The 18197-nt window shown below is 66.7% G+C and carries 15 protein-coding genes; 11 read left to right on the top strand and 4 right to left on the bottom strand.

Annotated features, from left to right (window positions below):
* Nucleotides 1-64: 64 nt before the first annotated feature.
* The 4 genes from J3U95_RS08485 (at nucleotide 65) to J3U95_RS08470 (ending at nucleotide 5698) form a co-directional block, all read left to right on the top strand.
* On the top strand, nucleotides 65-1894 hold the full coding sequence (locus J3U95_RS08485) for a DUF885 domain-containing protein (RefSeq protein WP_208278165.1): 1830 nt from the start codon (nucleotides 65-67) through the stop codon (nucleotides 1892-1894).
* 237 nt (nucleotides 1895-2131) lie between these two features.
* Nucleotides 2132-4417 (top strand): catecholate siderophore receptor Fiu, encoded by a 2286-nt coding sequence (locus J3U95_RS08480; protein WP_208278164.1) that lies wholly within the window; start codon nucleotides 2132-2134, stop codon nucleotides 4415-4417.
* A 99-nt stretch (nucleotides 4418-4516) separates the two neighbouring features.
* Nucleotides 4517-4831 (top strand): YciI family protein, encoded by a 315-nt coding sequence (locus J3U95_RS08475; protein WP_208278163.1) that lies wholly within the window; start codon nucleotides 4517-4519, stop codon nucleotides 4829-4831.
* Between the two features lie 33 nt (nucleotides 4832-4864).
* The gene (locus J3U95_RS08470) at nucleotides 4865-5698 is read left to right on the top strand and encodes a metallophosphoesterase (protein WP_208278162.1); all 834 of its coding nucleotides are present in this window, start codon (nucleotides 4865-4867) and stop codon (nucleotides 5696-5698) included.
* Between the two features lie 6 nt (nucleotides 5699-5704).
* Here the strand turns inward: J3U95_RS08470 and J3U95_RS08465 are convergent, their stop codons facing one another.
* A complete protein-coding gene (locus J3U95_RS08465) occupies nucleotides 5705-7975 on the bottom strand; it encodes a penicillin-binding protein 1A (protein ID WP_208278161.1) in 2271 nt (756 codons plus the stop codon).
* Nucleotides 7976-8179: 204 nt separating this feature from the next.
* On the opposite strand from J3U95_RS08465, the gene J3U95_RS08460 reads away from it, so the two are divergent.
* A complete protein-coding gene (locus J3U95_RS08460; RefSeq protein WP_208278160.1) occupies nucleotides 8180-8995 on the top strand; it encodes a transporter in 816 nt (271 codons plus the stop codon).
* 40 nt (nucleotides 8996-9035) lie between these two features.
* On the opposite strand, the gene J3U95_RS08455 is transcribed toward J3U95_RS08460, so the two are convergent.
* The 3 genes from J3U95_RS08455 to fnr are packed head-to-tail and all read right to left on the bottom strand — an operon-like array spanning nucleotide 9036 to nucleotide 11548.
* Nucleotides 9036-9974: a DMT family transporter gene (locus tag J3U95_RS08455; protein WP_208278159.1), complete on the bottom strand. Its 939-nt coding sequence runs from the start codon at nucleotides 9972-9974 to the stop codon at nucleotides 9036-9038.
* Between the two features lie 60 nt (nucleotides 9975-10034).
* On the bottom strand, nucleotides 10035-10781 hold the full coding sequence (locus J3U95_RS08450; protein WP_208278158.1) for an AraC family transcriptional regulator: 747 nt from the start codon (nucleotides 10779-10781) through the stop codon (nucleotides 10035-10037).
* A gap of 5 nt (nucleotides 10782-10786) precedes the next feature.
* Nucleotides 10787-11548 (bottom strand): fumarate/nitrate reduction transcriptional regulator Fnr, encoded by a 762-nt coding sequence (fnr, locus tag J3U95_RS08445; RefSeq protein ID WP_208278157.1) that lies wholly within the window; start codon nucleotides 11546-11548, stop codon nucleotides 10787-10789.
* A gap of 215 nt (nucleotides 11549-11763) precedes the next feature.
* Between fnr and J3U95_RS08440 the strand changes: the two genes are divergently transcribed.
* From J3U95_RS08440 to J3U95_RS08415, 6 genes are all read left to right on the top strand, one after another.
* Nucleotides 11764-13248 carry a cytochrome ubiquinol oxidase subunit I gene (locus J3U95_RS08440; protein WP_208278156.1) on the top strand — a complete coding sequence of 495 codons (1485 nt, stop codon included), beginning with the start codon at nucleotides 11764-11766 and terminating at the stop codon, nucleotides 13246-13248.
* Nucleotides 13249-13252: 4 nt separating this feature from the next.
* Nucleotides 13253-14260 carry a cytochrome d ubiquinol oxidase subunit II gene (gene cydB, locus J3U95_RS08435; RefSeq protein WP_208278155.1) on the top strand — a complete coding sequence of 336 codons (1008 nt, stop codon included), beginning with the start codon at nucleotides 13253-13255 and terminating at the stop codon, nucleotides 14258-14260.
* Nucleotides 14260-14388 carry a DUF2474 domain-containing protein gene (locus J3U95_RS08430; RefSeq protein WP_005667240.1) on the top strand — a complete coding sequence of 43 codons (129 nt, stop codon included), beginning with the start codon at nucleotides 14260-14262 and terminating at the stop codon, nucleotides 14386-14388. The genes cydB and J3U95_RS08430 overlap by 1 nt, the downstream gene beginning before the upstream one ends.
* 74 nt (nucleotides 14389-14462) lie before the next feature.
* Nucleotides 14463-15149, top strand: a complete 687-nt coding sequence (locus J3U95_RS08425; RefSeq protein WP_370662048.1) for a TorD/DmsD family molecular chaperone — start codon at nucleotides 14463-14465, stop codon at nucleotides 15147-15149.
* On the top strand, nucleotides 15136-15354 hold the full coding sequence (locus J3U95_RS08420) for a formate dehydrogenase (protein ID WP_208278154.1): 219 nt from the start codon (nucleotides 15136-15138) through the stop codon (nucleotides 15352-15354). The genes J3U95_RS08425 and J3U95_RS08420 overlap by 14 nt, the downstream gene beginning before the upstream one ends.
* Before the next feature lie 18 nt (nucleotides 15355-15372).
* Complete coding sequence (locus J3U95_RS08415) at nucleotides 15373-18192, top strand: formate dehydrogenase subunit alpha (RefSeq protein WP_208278153.1); 2820 nt, start codon at nucleotides 15373-15375, stop codon at nucleotides 18190-18192.
* Nucleotides 18193-18197 lie beyond the last annotated feature (5 nt).

The raw sequence follows: 18197 nt of genomic DNA, 5'->3' as shown, positions 1-18197 counted from the left end.
GTTAGATTCCTTGGCGGCAATTGCTACCCGCCGCAGATAATCAACCACAAGGAAGACACCCAAGATGCCATCGACCCGCCAGCGCAGCCTGCGCGCCACCATCGCCGCCCTGTTCATTCCCGCCATGCTCGCCGGCGCGTCGCTGCCAGCCGTGGCTGCGCCAACTGCCACCCAGGCCGCCGCCGTCGCCCCGTACAAGGCCTTCGACGCCTGGAGCGACAAGTTTGCCGAGGATTGGGTGCGCCTGAGCCCGCAGCTGGCGACTTCGACCCAGTACTTCAGCGGCGCCGAGCAGGCCAGGCTGGACCGCGAACTGACCCCGCTGACCGCGGCGCACCGCAAGAAGTCGGTCGCGATGGCGCGCGAAGGGCTCAAGCGCCTCGACGGCTTCAAGTCGCAACCGCTGAACGAGATCCAGAAGATTTCGGCGGCGGTGATGCGCTGGTCGCTGCAGAACGTGATCGCCAACGAGCCGTTCGAGGACCACGCCTTCGTGTTCTCGCAGTTCAGCGGCCCGCAGATCAGCCTGGTCAACTTCATGACCAACACCCACCCGATGCGCAATGCCGCCGACGTGGACAGCTACCTGGCCCGTCTGGACCAGGTGGCGGTCCGCCTCGACGAAGCGCTGGTGCGCGCCAAGGGCGCAGCAAGCAAGCAGATGATCCCGCCGCGCTTCATCCTCGAGCGCGCCCAGTTCCAGGTCGATCACTTCCTCAAGCCGGCCGCTGCCGAGAACGTGCTGGTGACCACGCTGGCCCAGCGCACCGCCGAGATCAAGGATCTGTCGCCGGAGGCGCGTACGGCCGCCATCGCGCGCGCGACCGGCATCGTCGAACAGAAGATCCGTCCTTCCTACACCCGCGTGCAGGCCTTCATGGCCGAGATCCATCCGAAGACCGGTGACGTGGCCGGCATCTCGCGCCTGCCGAACGGCGCCGCCGCCTACAAGCGCGCGATCGAGAACTTCACCAGTACCCAGCTCACTGCCGACGAAATCCACACCATCGGCCTGCGCGAAGTGGCGCGCATCGAAGCCGAGATGGACAAGCACCTGCGCTCGCTCGGCCTCGCCGAAGGCAATATCGAAACCCGCATGAAGCAGCTCGACGCGCGCTTCCAGCCGAAGGGCGAGGGCGATCCGCGCCCGGCCATCATCGCCAGCTACAACGAGATGGTGCGCGACGCCGAACGCCGCAGTGCTTCGCTGTTCAATCTCAAGCCGCGCGCGCCGGTCGACGTGCGGCGCGTGCCGCCGCTGACCGAGCCGTCGGCCGCCGCCCACTACACTCTGCCGGCGCCGGATGGCAGCCGTCCGGGCATCTTCTGGGTGCCGCTGCGCGGCCCGACCTTCGACATGATCCGCATGCGCAGCCTGGCCTACCATGAAGCCGTGCCGGGCCACCACTTCCAGCTCGCCATCCAGCAGGAGATGAGCGACCTGCCGAAGTTCCGCAGCCAGCGCATCTTCAGCGGCGGCAGCGCGCACTCGGAAGGCTGGGCGCTGTACACCGAGCGCCTGGCGGTGGAGCAGGGCTGGTACAAGGACGACGTCCCGGGCCTCTTGGGCGCCCTGGGCTCGGAGCTGTTCCGCGCCCGCCGCCTGGTGGTCGACACCGGCCTGCACACCAAGGGCTGGACTCGCCAGCAGGCGATCGACTACGGCATCGGCGCCCAGGAAACCGAGCGCTACGTCGTGTGGCCGGGCCAGGCCAATGCCTACATGATCGGCATGCTGCGCATCCTGGAATTGCGCGAGAAAGCACAGAAGGAACTGGGCGACAAGTACTCGCTGCCGGCCTTCCACGACCTGGTGCTGGGCGCCGGCTCGGTGCCGCTCGACGTGCTGGGCGAGCTGGTCGACAACTGGATCGCGCAGCAGAAGAAGTCCTGATGTCGGCAGGCATGCGGCGAGGCGCCGCATGCCGCACGGTCGGACAACGTCCCCGCCATGAGCGGGGACGTTTGCTTTCTGCTACTGGCAAAAGGCCGATGCGAATCCTGCCAGGAGTGTGGCGCGAACGCGAATGATAATGATTATCGTTTACATGTATTGACGTTCTCGGTAGAATCATTGTTTTACTTGCAGCGTTTCAACACGCACCACTTACCTGAGAGAGACCGCCTCGCCATGAAAGCAATAAAAAGCCGCAAGCACCCCATCACCCGCAGCCAGCTCGCCGGCACCGCACTGGCCGCGGCCCTGCTGCCGCTTGGCGCGCACGCCGCCGATGATGCCACCGCAGCCACCGCTGCCACTGCAGCGCCTGCCTCGGTCGCCCCACAATCCACCGTCGAAGTCGTCGGCAACTACGAAAACCCGTTCCGCGCCGAGAATGCCTCGTCGCCCAAGTACACCGAGCGCCTGGTCGACACCGCCCAGACGATCCAGGTGATCAAGAAGGAGCTGTTCGAGCAGCAGGGCGCCCTGACGCTGACCGAGGCGCTGCGCAATACCCCCGGCGTCGGCGCCTTCTTCCTGGGCGAGAACGGCAACACGAATACCGGTGACGCGATCTTCATGCGCGGCTTCGATACCTCCAGCAGTATCTACGTCGACGGCGTGCGCGACATCGGCTCGATCTCGCGCGACGTGTTCAACCTGGAGCAGATCGACGTGCTGAAAGGCCCGGCCGGCACCGACAATGGCCGCAGCGCTCCCACCGGCTCGGTCAACCTGGTGACCAAGAAGGCGAATCTCACCGACCTGGTGACCGCCGCGGTCACTGGCGGCAGCGGCGACCAGAAACGCATCACGCTTGATGCCAACAAGGTGCTGGACGAGCAGCGCGGCATCGCCGTGCGCCTGAACGTGCTGGCCCAGGACTCGGGCAGCGCGGCGCGCGACGTGGTCGAGAACAAGCGCTGGGCAGTGGCGCCGAGCATCGGCTTCGGCCTGAATGGCCCGACCCGCGTGCACCTGGACTACCTGCACGTCGACCAGAACAACATCCCCGACGGCGGCGTATTCGTGATCGGCCTGCCCGGCTACACCAGCCCCGATCGCGCCCGCCCCTGGATTGCCGACGCCCCCAAGGTCGATCCCAAGAACTTCTACGGCTCGGTCGACGACTACGACGACGTCAAGGCCGACATGGCCACCGTGCGCATCGAGCACGACTTCTCGCCGACCATGAAGCTGCAGAACACGAGCCGCTACGGCAAGACCAGCCAGGACTACCTGCTGACCGCCTTCCTCACCAGCGCCGCCAACCTGGCGACGCCGGTGCAGGCCGACCCGGGCACCTGGACCCTGGCGCGCAGCATCCGCACCGGCAAGGACCAGGAAAACAAGATCCTAACCAACGTCACGACCCTGACCAGCCAGTTCAACACCGGCGCCGTGTCGCACACGCTGGTGACGGGCCTGGAAATCACCAGCGAACGCCAGACCACCTGGGGCTTGACGGGCCTCGGCACGCTGCCGGCCGCGAACATCTACAACCCCGATCCGAACCAGGCGCCGACCACGCCGGTCAACGTGCGCCGCACCGGCGCCTACAACGAGGGCGAGGTCGACACCCAGAGCGTGTACGTGTTCGACACCGTCAAGGTCGGCGAACGCTGGATCTTCAATGGCGGCGTGCGACTCGACCACTTCCGCGGCGACTATTCGGTGGTGGCGCTGACCAATAACGTGCTGACCCCGACCCGCTTCAAGGTCGGCGAAAACCTCGTCAACGGCAAGCTGTCGGCGCTGTACAAGCCCACCGCCAACAGCAGCGTATACGCGATGGTGGCCAGCTCCAAGCAGCCGCCGGGCGGCAACTTCACCGTGTCGGGCAACGCCAACAGCGCCCAGAACCCGATCTACGATCCGCAAAAGACGGTCACCACCGAAGTCGGCGGCAAGCTCGACCTGCTGAAATCCAAGCTGTCGCTGTCGGCCGCGTTGTTCCGCACCGAGGTCGAGAACGAGGTCGAGCAGGATCCGGTCGACCTGCAGTACTACCAGACCGGCGAGAAGCGGGTGCAGGGCGTGGAGCTGGGCGCGACCGGCGAGCTGGCGCCGCACTGGCTGCTCAGCGCCGGCTACCTGTACATGGACACCAGCGTCGAGCGCGGCCGCAACGTCACCGCCGCCGGCGAGAACAGCCTGACCTATACGCCGAAGCAGTCGTTCACCGCCTGGACCTCGTACGACCTGCCATGGGGCCTGCGCATCGGCGGCGGCGCGCGTTTTTCCGACAAGCTGGCGCGCGGCACCGACGGCGCGATCGGCACCCCGGCCTACACCGAGTCGTACTGGGTGTTCGACGCCATGATCGGCTACAAGGTCAGCAAGAACGTCGACCTGCGCCTGAACGTGTACAACATCGGCGACGAGAAGTACGTCTCGGCCATCAACAAGAGCGGTTATCGCTATACGCCGGGCACGCCGCGCTCGGCCAGCCTGACGGCGAACGTGCGCTTCTGATCGGGTAGCGCGCCATGGAGCGGGCCAGCGGTTCAGGTCAACGGTGCGTCAGCGCCGGCCCGCTTCTGCTATGTTGAGTCCACCTTCATGGGGGACGACATGGAACGATTCCTGATCATCTATCGCGGCGCATCGGAACCCGGCGAGCGCCAGGACGACGCATGGCGCGCCTGGTTCGACACGCTCGGCGCGGCGCTGCTCGATCCGGGCAGCCTGACGCAGGACAGCGTCGAGATCCCGAGCCGCCTGATCGGCCCCAAGCTGTCCAGCAGTTCGCTGTCGGGCTACTCGGTGATCGAGGCGGCGGACTTCAACGCCGTCGTGCGCATGGTGCAGGATTGTCCGATCTTCGACGAGCGCGGCTCAGTCGAGATCGCGCGTCTCGGTCCGGGATTCCACGCCAGCGCCGCCTGAAGACGGGCGGCGCCTGCGGTATACTCGGCGCCCATGCGCATACAGCTTTTCTCCGACCTGCATCTCGAACGCTATCCCGGCTTCCAGCCGCACATCCTGCCGGACACCGACGTCGTGGTGCTGGCCGGCGACATCGGCTCCTACCAGGCCGGCTCGCGCCTGGAAACCCAGGACTTCGGACTCGAGCGCTTCTCTCCCGCATTGCCGGCGCTGGCCGGCAAGCGGGTGCTGTTCATTCCCGGCAACCACGAATTCGATTCGCTCGACCACGACGCCACCCATGCACGGCTGCGCGCCACCTGCGAGCGGCTCGGCATCGTCTGGCTCGATCGCGAGATCGTCGTCATCGATCACGTGCGCTTCATCGGCACCACCTTGTGGAGCGACTTCGATGCCCTGGCGTTGCGCGAAGCCGACCTCACCAGGCAGATGCAGCAGCGTAACAAGGCGTTCCGCGCGGCGAACTACTACCTGAGCAAGAACACGACGCTGAAGGATGGCGAGCAGGTGCTGGCCGAGGGCATCCGCGCCATGTCGCTCGATTGCCAGGCCTGGCTGCGCGCGGCGCTGGCCACGCCCTTCGACGGCAAGACGGCGGTGGTCACCCATTTCGCCCCCAGCCTGATGAGCGCCGATCCGCGCTACGGCCTCACGCCCGGCACGGCGGGCTTCTGCAATGCGCTCGACGGCCTGTTCAAGCACGCGCAGCTGTGGATGCACGGCCATCTGCACTGCCTGAACGACTACGTGGTCGAGGGCCGCGACGGCGCCCATTCCTGGTCGTGCAGGGTGGTGGCCAACCCGCTCGGCTACCTGAGCAAGGGCGAGCAGGAGGGTTTCCGTCCCGAGCTGGTGATCGAGCTGTAGGCAGTTCTATTGCGTCGCCTCCTCGGCTGACGAGAAAGAGCCCATCAAGGCCTCGAATCCATCGTCCGCCTCGGGCGGACGTTCCTGTTCCGCATACTCGGCATACACCCAGTCGCCGCCGGCGCGCGCCACGCCTTCCGGCGGCAGCGGCTCGTGCTGCGGCGTCTTCGCCAGCGCGACGCGCATGAAATCAACCCACATCGGCAGCGCCAGGGTCGAGCCGAATTCGCGGCCGCCGAGCGAGCGTGGCTCGTCATAACCCATCCAGGCCACCGCCGCCACGTTTCCGCCATAGCCGGCGAACCAGCCGTCGACCGCATTGCTGGTGGTGCCGGTCTTGCCGGCCAGGTCGTACCGTTGCAGCTGGCGCGAGGCCGCCGCCGCGGTGCCGACGCGGGTGACGTCACGCAGCATGCTGTCGACGATGAAGGCGTTGCGCTCATCCAGCACCCGGTCAGTTTCCTGCCTCGGCCGCGGCGCCACCTGCTCGTGCAGCACCTTGCCGTCGCCATCCTGGATGCGCGCGATCAGCCACGGTTCCACCCGGTAGCCGCCGTTGGCCAGCACCGCGTAGGCGCCGGCCATCTGCAGCGGCGTGACGGCGCCCGTGCCCAGGCCGAGCGTCAGGTTGCGCGGCTGGCGGGCGGCGTCGAAGCCGAAGCGCGCCAGGTGCTCGCGGGCGTAGTCGACGTCCAGCGCGCGCAGCATGCGCACGGTCGGCACATTGCGCGAGCGCGACAGCGCGTGGCGCACCGTGACCGGGCCTTCGAACACATTGTCGTCGTTGCGCGGCGACCAGTTGGCATAGGCCTTCTCGGCGCTGAAGTCGAGCGGCTCGTCGAGGATTTGCGTGCCGGGGAAGAAACCGCGCTCCAGGCCGGCGGAGTAGACGAAGGGCTTGATGCTCGATCCCGGCTGGCGCCAGGCCTGGGTCACGTGGTTGAACTTGTGGACCGAATAATCGAAGCCGCCGACCAGTGCGCGGTAGGCGCCGGTGCCGGTGTCGAGCGCCACGAAGGCGGCGGCCACCTCGGGCAGCTGGGCGATCGACGGGGCGCCGTCGGCGGCCTTTCCCAGCCGGATGACAGCGCCGGGCGCCAGCTTCGATGCGGGCTTGGCCTTGCTTGAGAGGGCGCCGGCGGCGAAGCCGAGCCCCGGGCCGGTGATTTCGACGGCGTCGCCACTGGCGAGCAGGGCGCGCACCCGCTTGGGCGATGCGGCGACGACCACCGCCGGGACCAAGCCGTCCACGGCAGGGCGCTTCTGCAGGGCCGCCCCGATGGCATCCTCCCGTTCTGCGGCGCCGGCCGGCAGCGCGATGCGCGCCTCCGGGCCACGGTAGCCGTGGCGGCGGTCGTAGGCTAGTACGTTGCGGCGCACCGATTCGTAGGCCGCATCCTGCTCGGCGGCCACGATGGTGGTGGTGACCGTGATGCCGCGCTCATAGGCCGCCTGGCCGAAGCGGGCGTGGACCGCCTGGCGCGCGATCTCGGCGACCCAGGCCGCGCGCGGATTCAGGGTGGCGCCATAGCTGCGCACCTGCAGGCGTTCGGCCAGGGCGCGGCGGTACTGGGCTTCGGTGATGATCGCCAGTTCGCGCATGCGCCTGAGCACCACCTGCTGGCGCTTGCGGGCCGCCTGTGGATTCGATACCGGATTGCTGCTGGAAGGGTTTTGCGGCAGGCCGGCCAGCATCGCGATCTCGGCCAGGCTCAGGTCTGGCAGCGCTTTGCCGAAATAGGTGCGCGCCGCGCTGGCGAAGCCGTAGGCGCGCTGGCCGAGATAGATCTGGTTCAGGTAGACCTCGAGAATCTGGTCCTTGGACAGCGCCTTTTCGATCTTCCAGGCGAGGGCAACCTCGGTCAGCTTGCGCGGCAGCGTCTTGTCGCGCGACAGGAAGAAGTTGCGCGCGACCTGCATGGTGATGGTGGACGCGCCCTGGCTGCCGAAGTCGCCGATATTGGCCTTGGCCGCGCCAAGCGCGCGGATCCAGTCGACCCCACCATGTTCGTAGAAGCGGGTGTCCTCGATCGCCAGCACGGCCGACTTGAGCAGCGCCGGCACCTTGGCCACCGGGACGAACTCGCGCCGCTCGGCGCCGAATTCGCCGATCAGGACCTTGTCGGCGGTGTACACGCGCAGTGGGATCTTGGGACGGTAGTCGGTGACGGCCTTGATGTCGGGGACGTCGGGCAGGATCGAGGCGCCTGCCATCTGTGGGGCGGTCGCGAGCAGCAGGGCGCAGAGCGGGATGACGAGGGAGCGACGTGGTTTCATGGCGGTTTTCGTGGACGGTTGGTCGAACGCGGCCGATCTTACTGTCGCGCTGCGGCCGGGTCATGCGAAAAGCCCGAGGTAGCGCGACATGCCCCGGCGCGGCGCGGCTGGCGCTACCTTGAACCCGCTTCACCACATACCGGGGGGCGTAAAATAGTCGGTTCGACCTTTGCACACCATCTCTCTCCTTGTTCATCCGACCGTATGACTTTTTCGCCGAACCTCAAGCGCCTGCGACGTCAGGCAGCTCTCCTGACGCTGGCTTGCGGCGCCCAATTCGCTCACGCCGATGACGGCGATGCCATCAATCCCGACCGCCCCAACGTCGCCAACTCCAGCCAGGTGGTCGGTCACGGCCGCGTTCAGCTCGAGATTGGCGTCGACTGGGATCGCCAGCGCAACGACGACCTGCATGTGCGCACCTTGAGCACGCCGGCGCTGCTGCGTATCGGCCTGGGCGACACGACGGAACTGCGCGTCGAGACCGACGGCCGCAGCATCGAGCACGACCGCGATCCGGCTACCCGCGCGCGCACCACGACTGCGGGCTGGAACGCCACGTCGATCGGAGTCAAATGGCATTTTGCCGATGGGGAGGGCGCACACCCCGCCATGGGGCTGATCGGCACGATGGCGCTGCCAAGCGGTAGCTCGGGGCTGCGGGTCAAGGGTGTCCTGCCGCAGCTGGTGCTGGCGGCCGAATGGGAGCTGCCGAAAGGCTGGTCGTTGGCCGTGACGCCGGGCGCCGGGGCCGACGTGGACGATGACGGTGCGCGCTACCACTACGGTATCCTGGCGGCCTCTCTGGGCAAGAAATTCACTGAACGCCTTCAGGGATTCCTTGAAGTGGCGGCGCCGCAGATCGCGTCCGCATCGCACGGCGGCGATCGGATGCAGGCAGATGCCGGCGTGAGCTGGCGACTGAACAGAAACTGCCAGGTCGATGCGATGGTGGTGCGTGGGCTGAATGGAAATACGCCCGATCTGGGCCTGGCGTTCGGGCTGTCCGTGCGACGCTGAGGTTGCCGCAATTCGATCGGCCGACGCCACGCCAACACAATCAGTGCGCGCCCCGATGCGCCGAGGCGCACGAGATCACGCCCGCCACCAGCAGCACCAGCGCCGCTGTCTCGAACCCGCTCGGCCAGCGCGCTTCCCACAAAAATCCATACAAGGCCGCGAAGATGGTCTCGAACACGATCATCTGGCCCATCAGGCTCAGGGGCAGCGCGCGGCTGGCGTGGTTCCACAGGGCGTTGCCGACCACCGAGCACAGGATGGCGACCGCGCCTACCAGCGCGCCGAACTGCAGCCAGGCCGGCAGGGTATGCTGGCCCGGCGCCATCACGAAGGCCGGCACCGCCATCGCCAGCGCCATCAGCCCAGTCACCACGCCCACCAGCAGGTTCCATTCATGCGACGAAATCCCCTCGATGCGCGCCAGCCAGCGGCTGTTGTGCACCGCGAAGACTGTCCACGACACCAGCGCGCCGAAGGCGCAGGCCAGGCCTTCCAGCGAGCCGGGCCCGGACGCCGACAGCGACTCCCAGCCGATGCAGGCGAGACCGGCGCCGCTCAGCAGCAGCGAAGGCAGCAGACGGCGCAGTGGCACAGCGTGACGGTCGCGCGAACCCACGAGGGTGACCGCGATCGGCAGCAGCCCGATCACGATCGAGGCCATGGCCACGCCGCCCAGCTGAACCGCGTTGGCGAGGAACAGGTAATAGACGATGTTGCCGGTGAGGCTGAGCCCGACCAGGGTGCGCCAGGCCGGCCAGCCGAGATGGCGGCGCAGCCGTCCCCAGCTCGGGGCGATCAGGATGGCGGCAATCAGGCCGTAAGCCAGGTAACGTCCGGCCGAGAGCTGGATCGGCAGGAATCCGGGCGCCAGTTCCGGAGCCAGGAAGACCAGGCCCCAGAGCGCGCCGGCGGCAATGCCTGCGCCGATGCCGAGCAGGGTGGAGCGGGACAGTCCGCCCGCGCCAGTAGCGGTGTACATGATGAATCTCCTTTGAGTGGAGATTCTCGGACCCGGACGTGGCCCCGGTCTTGGCCGGGACTACTGCGGTTTTGGCGGGTTCTCCTGAGCTGCGCGCCGATGGGCGGCGGGCGTGGTATCGAACACGCGTCGCATCGCCCGCGTCAGGCTGGCCTGGTCCGAAAAGCCGCAGGCAAGGGCGATGTCGGCCACGCTGCGCGCGCTATGGGTCAGCAGGCCGCGCGCGCAATCGAGGCGGCAGCGCAGCAGCCAGGCATGCGGCGTACTGTCCAGCTCTTCGCGGAACAGCGCGTGCAGGCGGCTGACGCTCAGGTTGGCGGCGCGCGCCATCGATTCGGTGCTCCAGGCCAGGCCGGGCGCGGCCTCGATGCGCGCCAGCAGGGCGGCCAGACGCGAGGTGGCGCGCGGGGCGTCCAGGCTCAGGGTATCGAGCAGCAGCGGCACCCAGCCCTGCACCAGCGAGCGGGCCGGCGCGGACCCGTGGGCCATGAGCCCCATGAACTCGACCAGCTTGCGCGCGGCGGGGGCGAGGGTAACGAAGGGCCGCTCCAGCAGGCGCTGCCAGGGGCCATCGTCGAAGACGGCGGCGTCGACGTCGACGATCAGGGAGCCGTTTGCGCCGGGGCTCGATTGCGCGTGCCAGGCGCCGGGCGCGACCAGCGCGCCGTGGAGAGGATCGAGCCGGCCACGCCGTTCTTCGATGTCGAGCACGACTTCGCCGTGCACCGGCAGCACCAGCTGGGCGAAGTCATGGCGGTCGCCCCAGTGCACGCGGTCGTAGCTGCGCAGGTGCAGGTCGGGCGTCATGGCTGTCAGGCCATCGGGCTGCACGCGTCGGTGCCGGCCGCCAGTGCCTTCAGCTTGACCGGATCGAGCAGCGTCACTTCGCGCTTGTCGACATCGAGCCAACCCTGCTTCTTGAAGCGCGACAGCAGGCGGCTGATGCTTTCGATCGTCAGGCCCAGGTAGTTGCCGATGTCTTCGCGCGACATGCGCAGCTGGAAGCGGTTGGCCGAATAGCCACGCGTGGCATAGCGCGCCGACAGGTTGACCAGGAAAACGGCGAAGCGCTGCTCGGCGCGCATATTCCCGAGCAGGAGCATGACGTTCTGCTCGCGCGTGATTTCCTGGCTCATGATGCGGTGGAAGTGGCGCAGCAGGGTCGGCACTTCGCCGAACAGGTCTTCCAGGCGCGCGAACGGGATCTCGCACACCTCCGAGTCTTCCAGCGCCACCGCGTCGCAATGGTGGGTGCCGCTGATTGCATCCATGCCCAGCAGCTCGCCGGCCATCTGGAAACCGGTGATCTGGGCTTCGCCCGCCGCATTCACCTGGTAGGTCTTGAAGTGGCCGAAGCGCACCGCATACAGGTTGCGGAACGGCTCGCCCACGCCATACAGGCGCTCGTCGCGCTCCAGGCGGCGACGGCGGCCGATGATCTTGTCCAGGCGGTCGATCTCGGCGTCTTCCAGGCCCATCGGCAGGCACAGCTGGTGCATGCTGCACTGGGCGCAGGACTTGAGTGCGTGGATATTGAGAGGCGGCTCGGCTTGCCGGGACAGGGGCTGGCTCATGAGGGATGGTCGCTTGGGTTCAGTACACCGGGAATTATAGACCTCTTGCCTGCTGATGCCGAACGGCAAAGCCGAAATTTGCACCAAAATGGGAACTTTTGTTGCACACGCGCGGCATTTGTTCAAAAACTACTCAACAATGATAAAAATGATATTGCCAATCGTGTGAGCCGGTCGCCGTGTTTAACTAGGGGCCACCGACAAGGGGGGAATGCATGTTTGGTTTCACGGCACTGGAACTGGCGCGCATCCAGTTCGCCTTCACGATTTCGTTCCACATCATCTTCCCCGCGATCACGATCGGCATGGCCAGCTACCTGGCCGTGCTCGAGGCGTGCTGGCTCAAGACCGGGCGCCAGGTCTACGTCGACCTGTACCACTTCTGGCTCAAGATCTTCGCCGTCGCCTTCGGCATGGGGGTGGTGTCGGGCATCGTGATGGCCTACCAGATCGGCACCAACTGGAGCTACCTGTCCGAGTTCGCCGGCAGTGTCATGGGGCCGCTGCTCACCTACGAGGTGCTGACCGCCTTCTTCCTGGAAGCGGGCTTCCTGGGCGTGATGCTGTTCGGCTGGAACCGGGTCGGACCGCAGCTGCACTTCCTCGCCACCTGCATGGTAGCCATCGGCACCCTGATCTCGTCGACCTGGATCCTGGGCGCCAACAGCTGGATGCAGACGCCGCAGGGCTATGCCATCGAGGGCGGGCGCATGATCCCGGTCGACTGGCTGGCCATCGTCTTCAATCCCTCCTTTCCCTACCGCCTCGTGCACATGGTGGTGGCGGCCTACCTGGCCACGGCGCTGATCGTCGGCGCCTCCGCGGCCTGGCACCTGCTGCGCGGACGCGACAATAAAAACGTGCGCAAGATGCTGTCGATGGCGATGTGGATGATCCTGCTGGTGGCGCCGATCCAGGCGGTGATCGGCGACTTCCATGGCCTCAATACGCTCGAGCACCAGCCGGCCAAGCTGGCGGCGATGGAGGGGCATTGGGAGAACACGCCGGGCGAGGCGGTGCCGCTGATCCTGTTCGGCATTCCCGACATGGAGCGCGAAGAGACCCGCTACGCGGTCGGGATTCCCTACCTGGGCAGTATCATCCTCACGCATACGCTGAGCGGCCAGTTCCCGGGACTGAAGGAGTTCCCGCGCGAAGACCGGCCCAATTCCCTGATCGTGTTCTGGAGTTTTCGCGTCATGGTCGGCCTGGGCCTGTTGATGATCGCCCTCGGGGCCTGGAGCCTCTGGCTCAGGCGGGGAGGACGGATCTACGGCAAGCGCCTGTTCCTGCGCTTCGCCTTGCTGATGGGGCCGGCCGGGCTGATCGCCATCCTGGCCGGCTGGATCACGACCGAGGTCGGCCGCCAGCCGTGGGTGATCTACGGCGTGCTGCGCACCGCCGATGCGGTTTCGCCGCACAGCATCACCACGATGGCCGTGACGCTGGCGATGTTCGTCGTGGCCTACGTGTTCGTGTTCGGCGCCGGCACCGTCTACCTGCTGCGCCTGATTAACAAGGGGCCGCAGCACTTCGCCCTCAACAAGCCACCCGAAGGCGGGCCGGGCGAAGGGCGCACGCCGATGCGGCCGCTGTCGGCGGCCAACGTCGACAACGACGACAGCATCGAGGGCAATATCGACGACAATCCCGACCACGGCGCTGAGCGCGACGGCGGCAAACCACCGACGCGGAGCTGACACCATGGGCATCGACACATCCGTCATCTGGATCCTGATTATCTTTTTCGCCGTCTTCATGTACGTGCTGCTGGACGGCTTCGACCTGGGCATCGGCATGCTGTTCCCGTTCACGCCCAGGAAGCGCGACCGCGACACGATGATGAATTCGGTCGCGCCGGTCTGGGACGGCAACGAGACCTGGCTGGTGCTGGGCGGGGAGGGGCTGCTGGCGGCCTTCCCGGTGGCCTACGCGATCATCCTCTCGGGGCTCTACCTGCCGCTGATCTTCATGCTTATCGGCCTGGTGTTTCGCGGCGTGGCCTTCGAGTTCCGCTTCAAGGCCAAGGAGCACGAGCGCCACCTGTGGGACAAGGCCTTCATCGGCGGCTCGGTGGCGGCGGCCTTCTTCCAGGGCGTGACCCTGGGCGGCTTTTTGGACGGCATCACGGTATCTGGCCGCAGCTTCGCCGGCGGGCCGCTCGACTGGGTCGCGCCGTTCCCGCTGCTGGCCGGCCTCGGCGTGATGATCGCCTACACCCTGCTGGGCGCCACCTGGCTGGTGATGAAGACCGAGGGCGAACTGCAGGCGCGCATGATCCAGGTCGCGCGGCCCTTCGCCTGGCTGCTGCTGGGCGCCATCGTCGCGGTCAGCATCTGGACCCCGTTGCGCTTCGCGGCGGTGGCCGAGCGCTGGTTCACCTTCCCCAACATCGTCTTCCTGGCCCCGGTGCCGATCCTGGTCGTACTGTGCATGGCGCTGCTGCTGCGTTCACTGTCGCGCCAGCCGTTCCGCCAGCCCTTCGTGCTGGCGCTGGCATTGATCTTCCTCGGCTACAGCGGCATGGCGATCAGCATGTGGCCGCATGTGGTGCCGCCCGCGATCACGATCTGGGAAGCCGCCTCGCCGCCGCAAAGCCAGGGCTTCGCCCTGGTCGGAACGCTGTTCATCCTGCCCATCATCCTGATGTACACGGGATGGTCGTACTGGGTATTCCGGGGCAAGGTCAAGCACGATGCGGGGTATCACTGATGGCCGCGCGCCGCGAATGGCTGCGCCGGCTGGGGTGGATGGCGTTGTTGTGGCTGGGCGGCGTCGTCACGCTGTCGCTCGTCGCATTTCTCATAAGAATTGTGATGCACGCCGCCGGAATGCGCTAGGCGCAACTGTGCGCGCTCAATGTGAATCGGCGTCTACACTGGCGATACAAATTGAACAACTGGAGTGAGCCACAGTGTCATCAACAAGTGTGATCACGCCCGACCGCGCGGTATCGGACATCCCGATCGCGGGTGCCGGCATGCCGACCAGTGGCGAAGACCAGGCCAGGGCGGACCTGTATGCCTTGCTCTCCCGCCTGTTGCTGGCCGCGCCCGACGCGGCCCTGCTCGATGCGCTCGCGTCCGGCGACCCCATTCTGGCCGAGGGCGGTGACCCGGCGCTTGAACGCGCCTGGGACCAATTGACCGTGGCGTCCGGCGTCATGGATGCCCAGGTCGTCCACGATGAGTTCGGCGCGCTGTTCGTCAGCATCGGCACGCCGCCGGTCGACCCGTATGGCTCTCGTTACCTGGCCGGCTACATGAACGACACGCCGCTGGCGCAGCTGCGCGCAGACCTGGCCCAGCTCGGCCTGGCGCGCATCCGGGGCAGGGGAGAATTCGAGGACCACCTCGGCGCGCTGTGCGAGACCATGCGCGTGCTGGTCGCCGGCGCACCCGGCATCCGGCGCCAGCCACTGGCGATGCAGCGGCAGTTCTTCGACGCCCACATCGGCAGTTGGTGCATGCGCGCGCTGGACGACATCGCCAATGCCGAGGGCGCCAACTATTACCGCCTGGTCGCGCGCTTCGCGCAGGCATTCCTGGCAATCGAGGCGGAAAGCTTTGGAGTAGGAGAGGAAACCGATGAGCAAGCATGATCCACAAGCCCATGACCGGCCCGACCCGGCGCGCCGCGGCTTCCTGAAAGCCGCCCCGCTGGGCGCGCTGGCGGTGGCCGCTGCCGCCGCCCCGGCAACCGCGGCGCCACAGGCCGCCCCGGCCGCGCCAGACCCCAAGGTCAAGCGCGGCTACCACGAGACGGACCATATCCGCCGCTATTACGAGACCGCCGCCTACTGGTAGGCAAGCAGAGGAATCGATATGTCACTGGTCAAGTCCACGCGCGACAGCGCGTTGAAACGGCGCCGCTTCCTGGTCGGGGCCGGCGTTGCCGCCGGCGCCGGCGCCCTGGCGCGCCACCTGCCGCTGAACGTGATCGAACCGGCCCAGGCCGACCCGGTACCGGATACCCCGGTGCCGACCGTGGTCAAGCGCACCGTGTGCAGTCACTGCTCGGTCGGTTGCTCGGTCGATGCCGTCGTCGCCAACGGCGTCTGGGTGCGGCAAGAGGCCGCCTTCGATTCGCCGATCAATATGGGCGCCCACTGCGCCAAGGGCGCCTCGGTGCGCGAGCACGCCTTCGGCGAGCATCGGCTGCGCTATCCGATGAAGCTGGTCAATGGCAAATACCAGCGCATCTCCTGGGACCAGGCGATCGACGAGATCGGCGACAAGCTCCTGCAACTGCGCAAGGAAGCCGGGCCCGATGCGCTGATGGTGATCGGCAGCTCCAAGCACAACAACGAGCAGGCCTACATGCTGCGCAAATGGGTGTCGTTCTTCGGCACCAACAACTGCGACCACCAGGCCCGCATCTGTCACTCGACCACCGTTGCCGGCGTGGCCCAGACCTTCGGCTACGGGGCGATGACCAACTCGTTCAATGACCTGCACTACAGCAAGGCGGTGCTGTTCATCGGCTCCAATCCAGCCGAGGCGCACCCGATCTCGATGCTGCACTTCCTGCACGCCAAGGAGCTGGGCGCCAAGATGATCGTCATCGATCCGCGCTTTACCCGCACGGCACGCTTTGCCGACCACTATGTGCGCGTGCGGCCCGGCACCGATATCCCGCTGGTGTGGGGCATCCTGTGGCACATCTTCAATAACGGCTGGGAAGACAAGAAGTTCATCGAAGAGCGCACCTGGGGCATGGAAGACGTGCGCGCCGAAGTCATGAAATGGACGCCCGACAAGGTGTCGGACGTCACCGGCGTGCCGGAATCGGCCGTGCGCATGGCGGCCGAGATGCTGGCCACCAACCGTCCCTCGTCCGTGGTCTGGTGCATGGGCATCACCCAGCACCACGTCGGCACCGCCAATGTGCGCGCGCTGTCGATCCTGCAGCTGGCGCTGGGCAATATCGGCATTCCCGGCGGCGGCGCCAACATCTACCGCGGTCACGACAATGTGCAGGGCGCCACCGACGTCGGCCCCAACGGCGATTCGCTGCCGGGCTATTACGGCCTGGCCGAGGGCGCCTGGAAGCACTTCGCCGCGGTCTGGGGCGTCGACTATGAGTGGATCAAGTCGCGCTTCGGCTCCAAGGAGCTGATGGAAAAGCCCGGCATCACGGTCTCGCGCTGGTTCGACGCGGTCAATGAAGAAAACCAGTTCATCGACCAGCCGAGCAATCTGCGCGCCGTGTTCTACTGGGGCCACGCGCCTAACAGCCAGACCCGCCTGCCGGACATGAAGGCGGCGATGCAGAAGCTCGACATGATGGTGGTGATCGACCCCTATCCGAGCATGACGGCGGCGATGCATGGCCGTACCGACGGCGTCTACCTGCTGCCGGCCGCTTCGCAGTTCGAGACCCAGGGCTCGTGCACGGCCTCCAACCGCTCGATCCAGTGGCGCGAGCGGGTGATCCAGCCGCTGTTCGAATGCAAGACCGATCACGAGATCATGTACCTGTTCGCGCGCAAGCTCGGCTTCGCCGACGAGCTGGTGAAGAACATCAAGGTGGTGCACAACGAGCCGGTGGTCGAGGACATCCTGCGCGAAATCAACCGCTCGTGCTGGACCATCGGCTACACGGGCTGTTCGCCCGAGCGGCTCAAGCTGCACATGGAAAACAAGCACACGTTCAACCCGACGACCCTGCGCGCCGATTCCGGTCCGTGCAAGGGCGATTACTACGGCTTGCCGTGGCCGTGCTGGGGCACGCCGGAAATGAAGCATCCGGGCACGCCGATCCTGTACGACCTGAGCAAGAGCGTGGCCGAGGGTGGATTACCGTTCCGCGCCAACTGGGGTGTCGAGCATAACGGATCGAGCCTGCTGGCGGCCGACGGATCGACCAACAAGCACAGCGAGCTGGACTTGGGCTACCCCGAATTTGACCACGTGTTCCTGAAAAAACTGGGCTGGTGGGCCGAACTGACCGCGGCCGAGCAAGCCATGGCCGAGGGCAAGAACTGGAAGACCGACCTGTCGGGCGGCATCATCCGGGTCGTCATCGCCCACGGTTGCGCGCCGTTCGGCAATGCCAGGGCGCGCTGCAACGTCTGGAACTTCCCCGATCCGGTGCCGGTCCACCGCGAGCCGCTGGCCACGCCGCGGCGCGACCTGGTGGCCCAGTACCCGACCTATGACGACAAGGCCAATCACTGGCGCCTGCCGACCCTGTACAAATCGGTGCAGGCGGTCGACTACTCGAAGGATTTCCCACTGATCATGACCTCCGGCCGCCTGGTCGAGTACGAGGGGGGCGGCGAGGAAACCCGGTCCAATCCCTGGCTGGCCGAGCTGCAGCAAAACATGTTCGTCGAGATCAACCCGCGCGACGCGGTCCAGATCGGCGCCAAGCTGGGCGAGTACGTGTGGCTCGAGACCCCGACCGGCGCGCGCATGAAGATGATGGCCATGGTCACCGAGCGGGTGCCGGTGGGGCTGGTGTGGGCGCCGTTCCACTTCGGCGGCTGGTGGATGGGCGAAGATTTGGAACAACACTATCCCGAACATGGGGCGCCGATCGTGCGCGGCGAGGCCATCAATACTGGCTGGACCTATGGCTATGACGCCGTGACCATGATGCAGGAAACCAAGGTGTCGCTGTGCCGCGTGGTGCGCGCCTGAGCTGA

Source organism: Massilia oculi, from assembly GCF_017582745.1.
Classification (GTDB): domain Bacteria; phylum Pseudomonadota; class Gammaproteobacteria; order Burkholderiales; family Burkholderiaceae_D; genus Telluria; species Telluria oculi_A.
The sequence above is the reverse complement of the archived record's forward strand: the minus strand, read 5'-3'. Positions and strand labels throughout refer to the sequence as shown.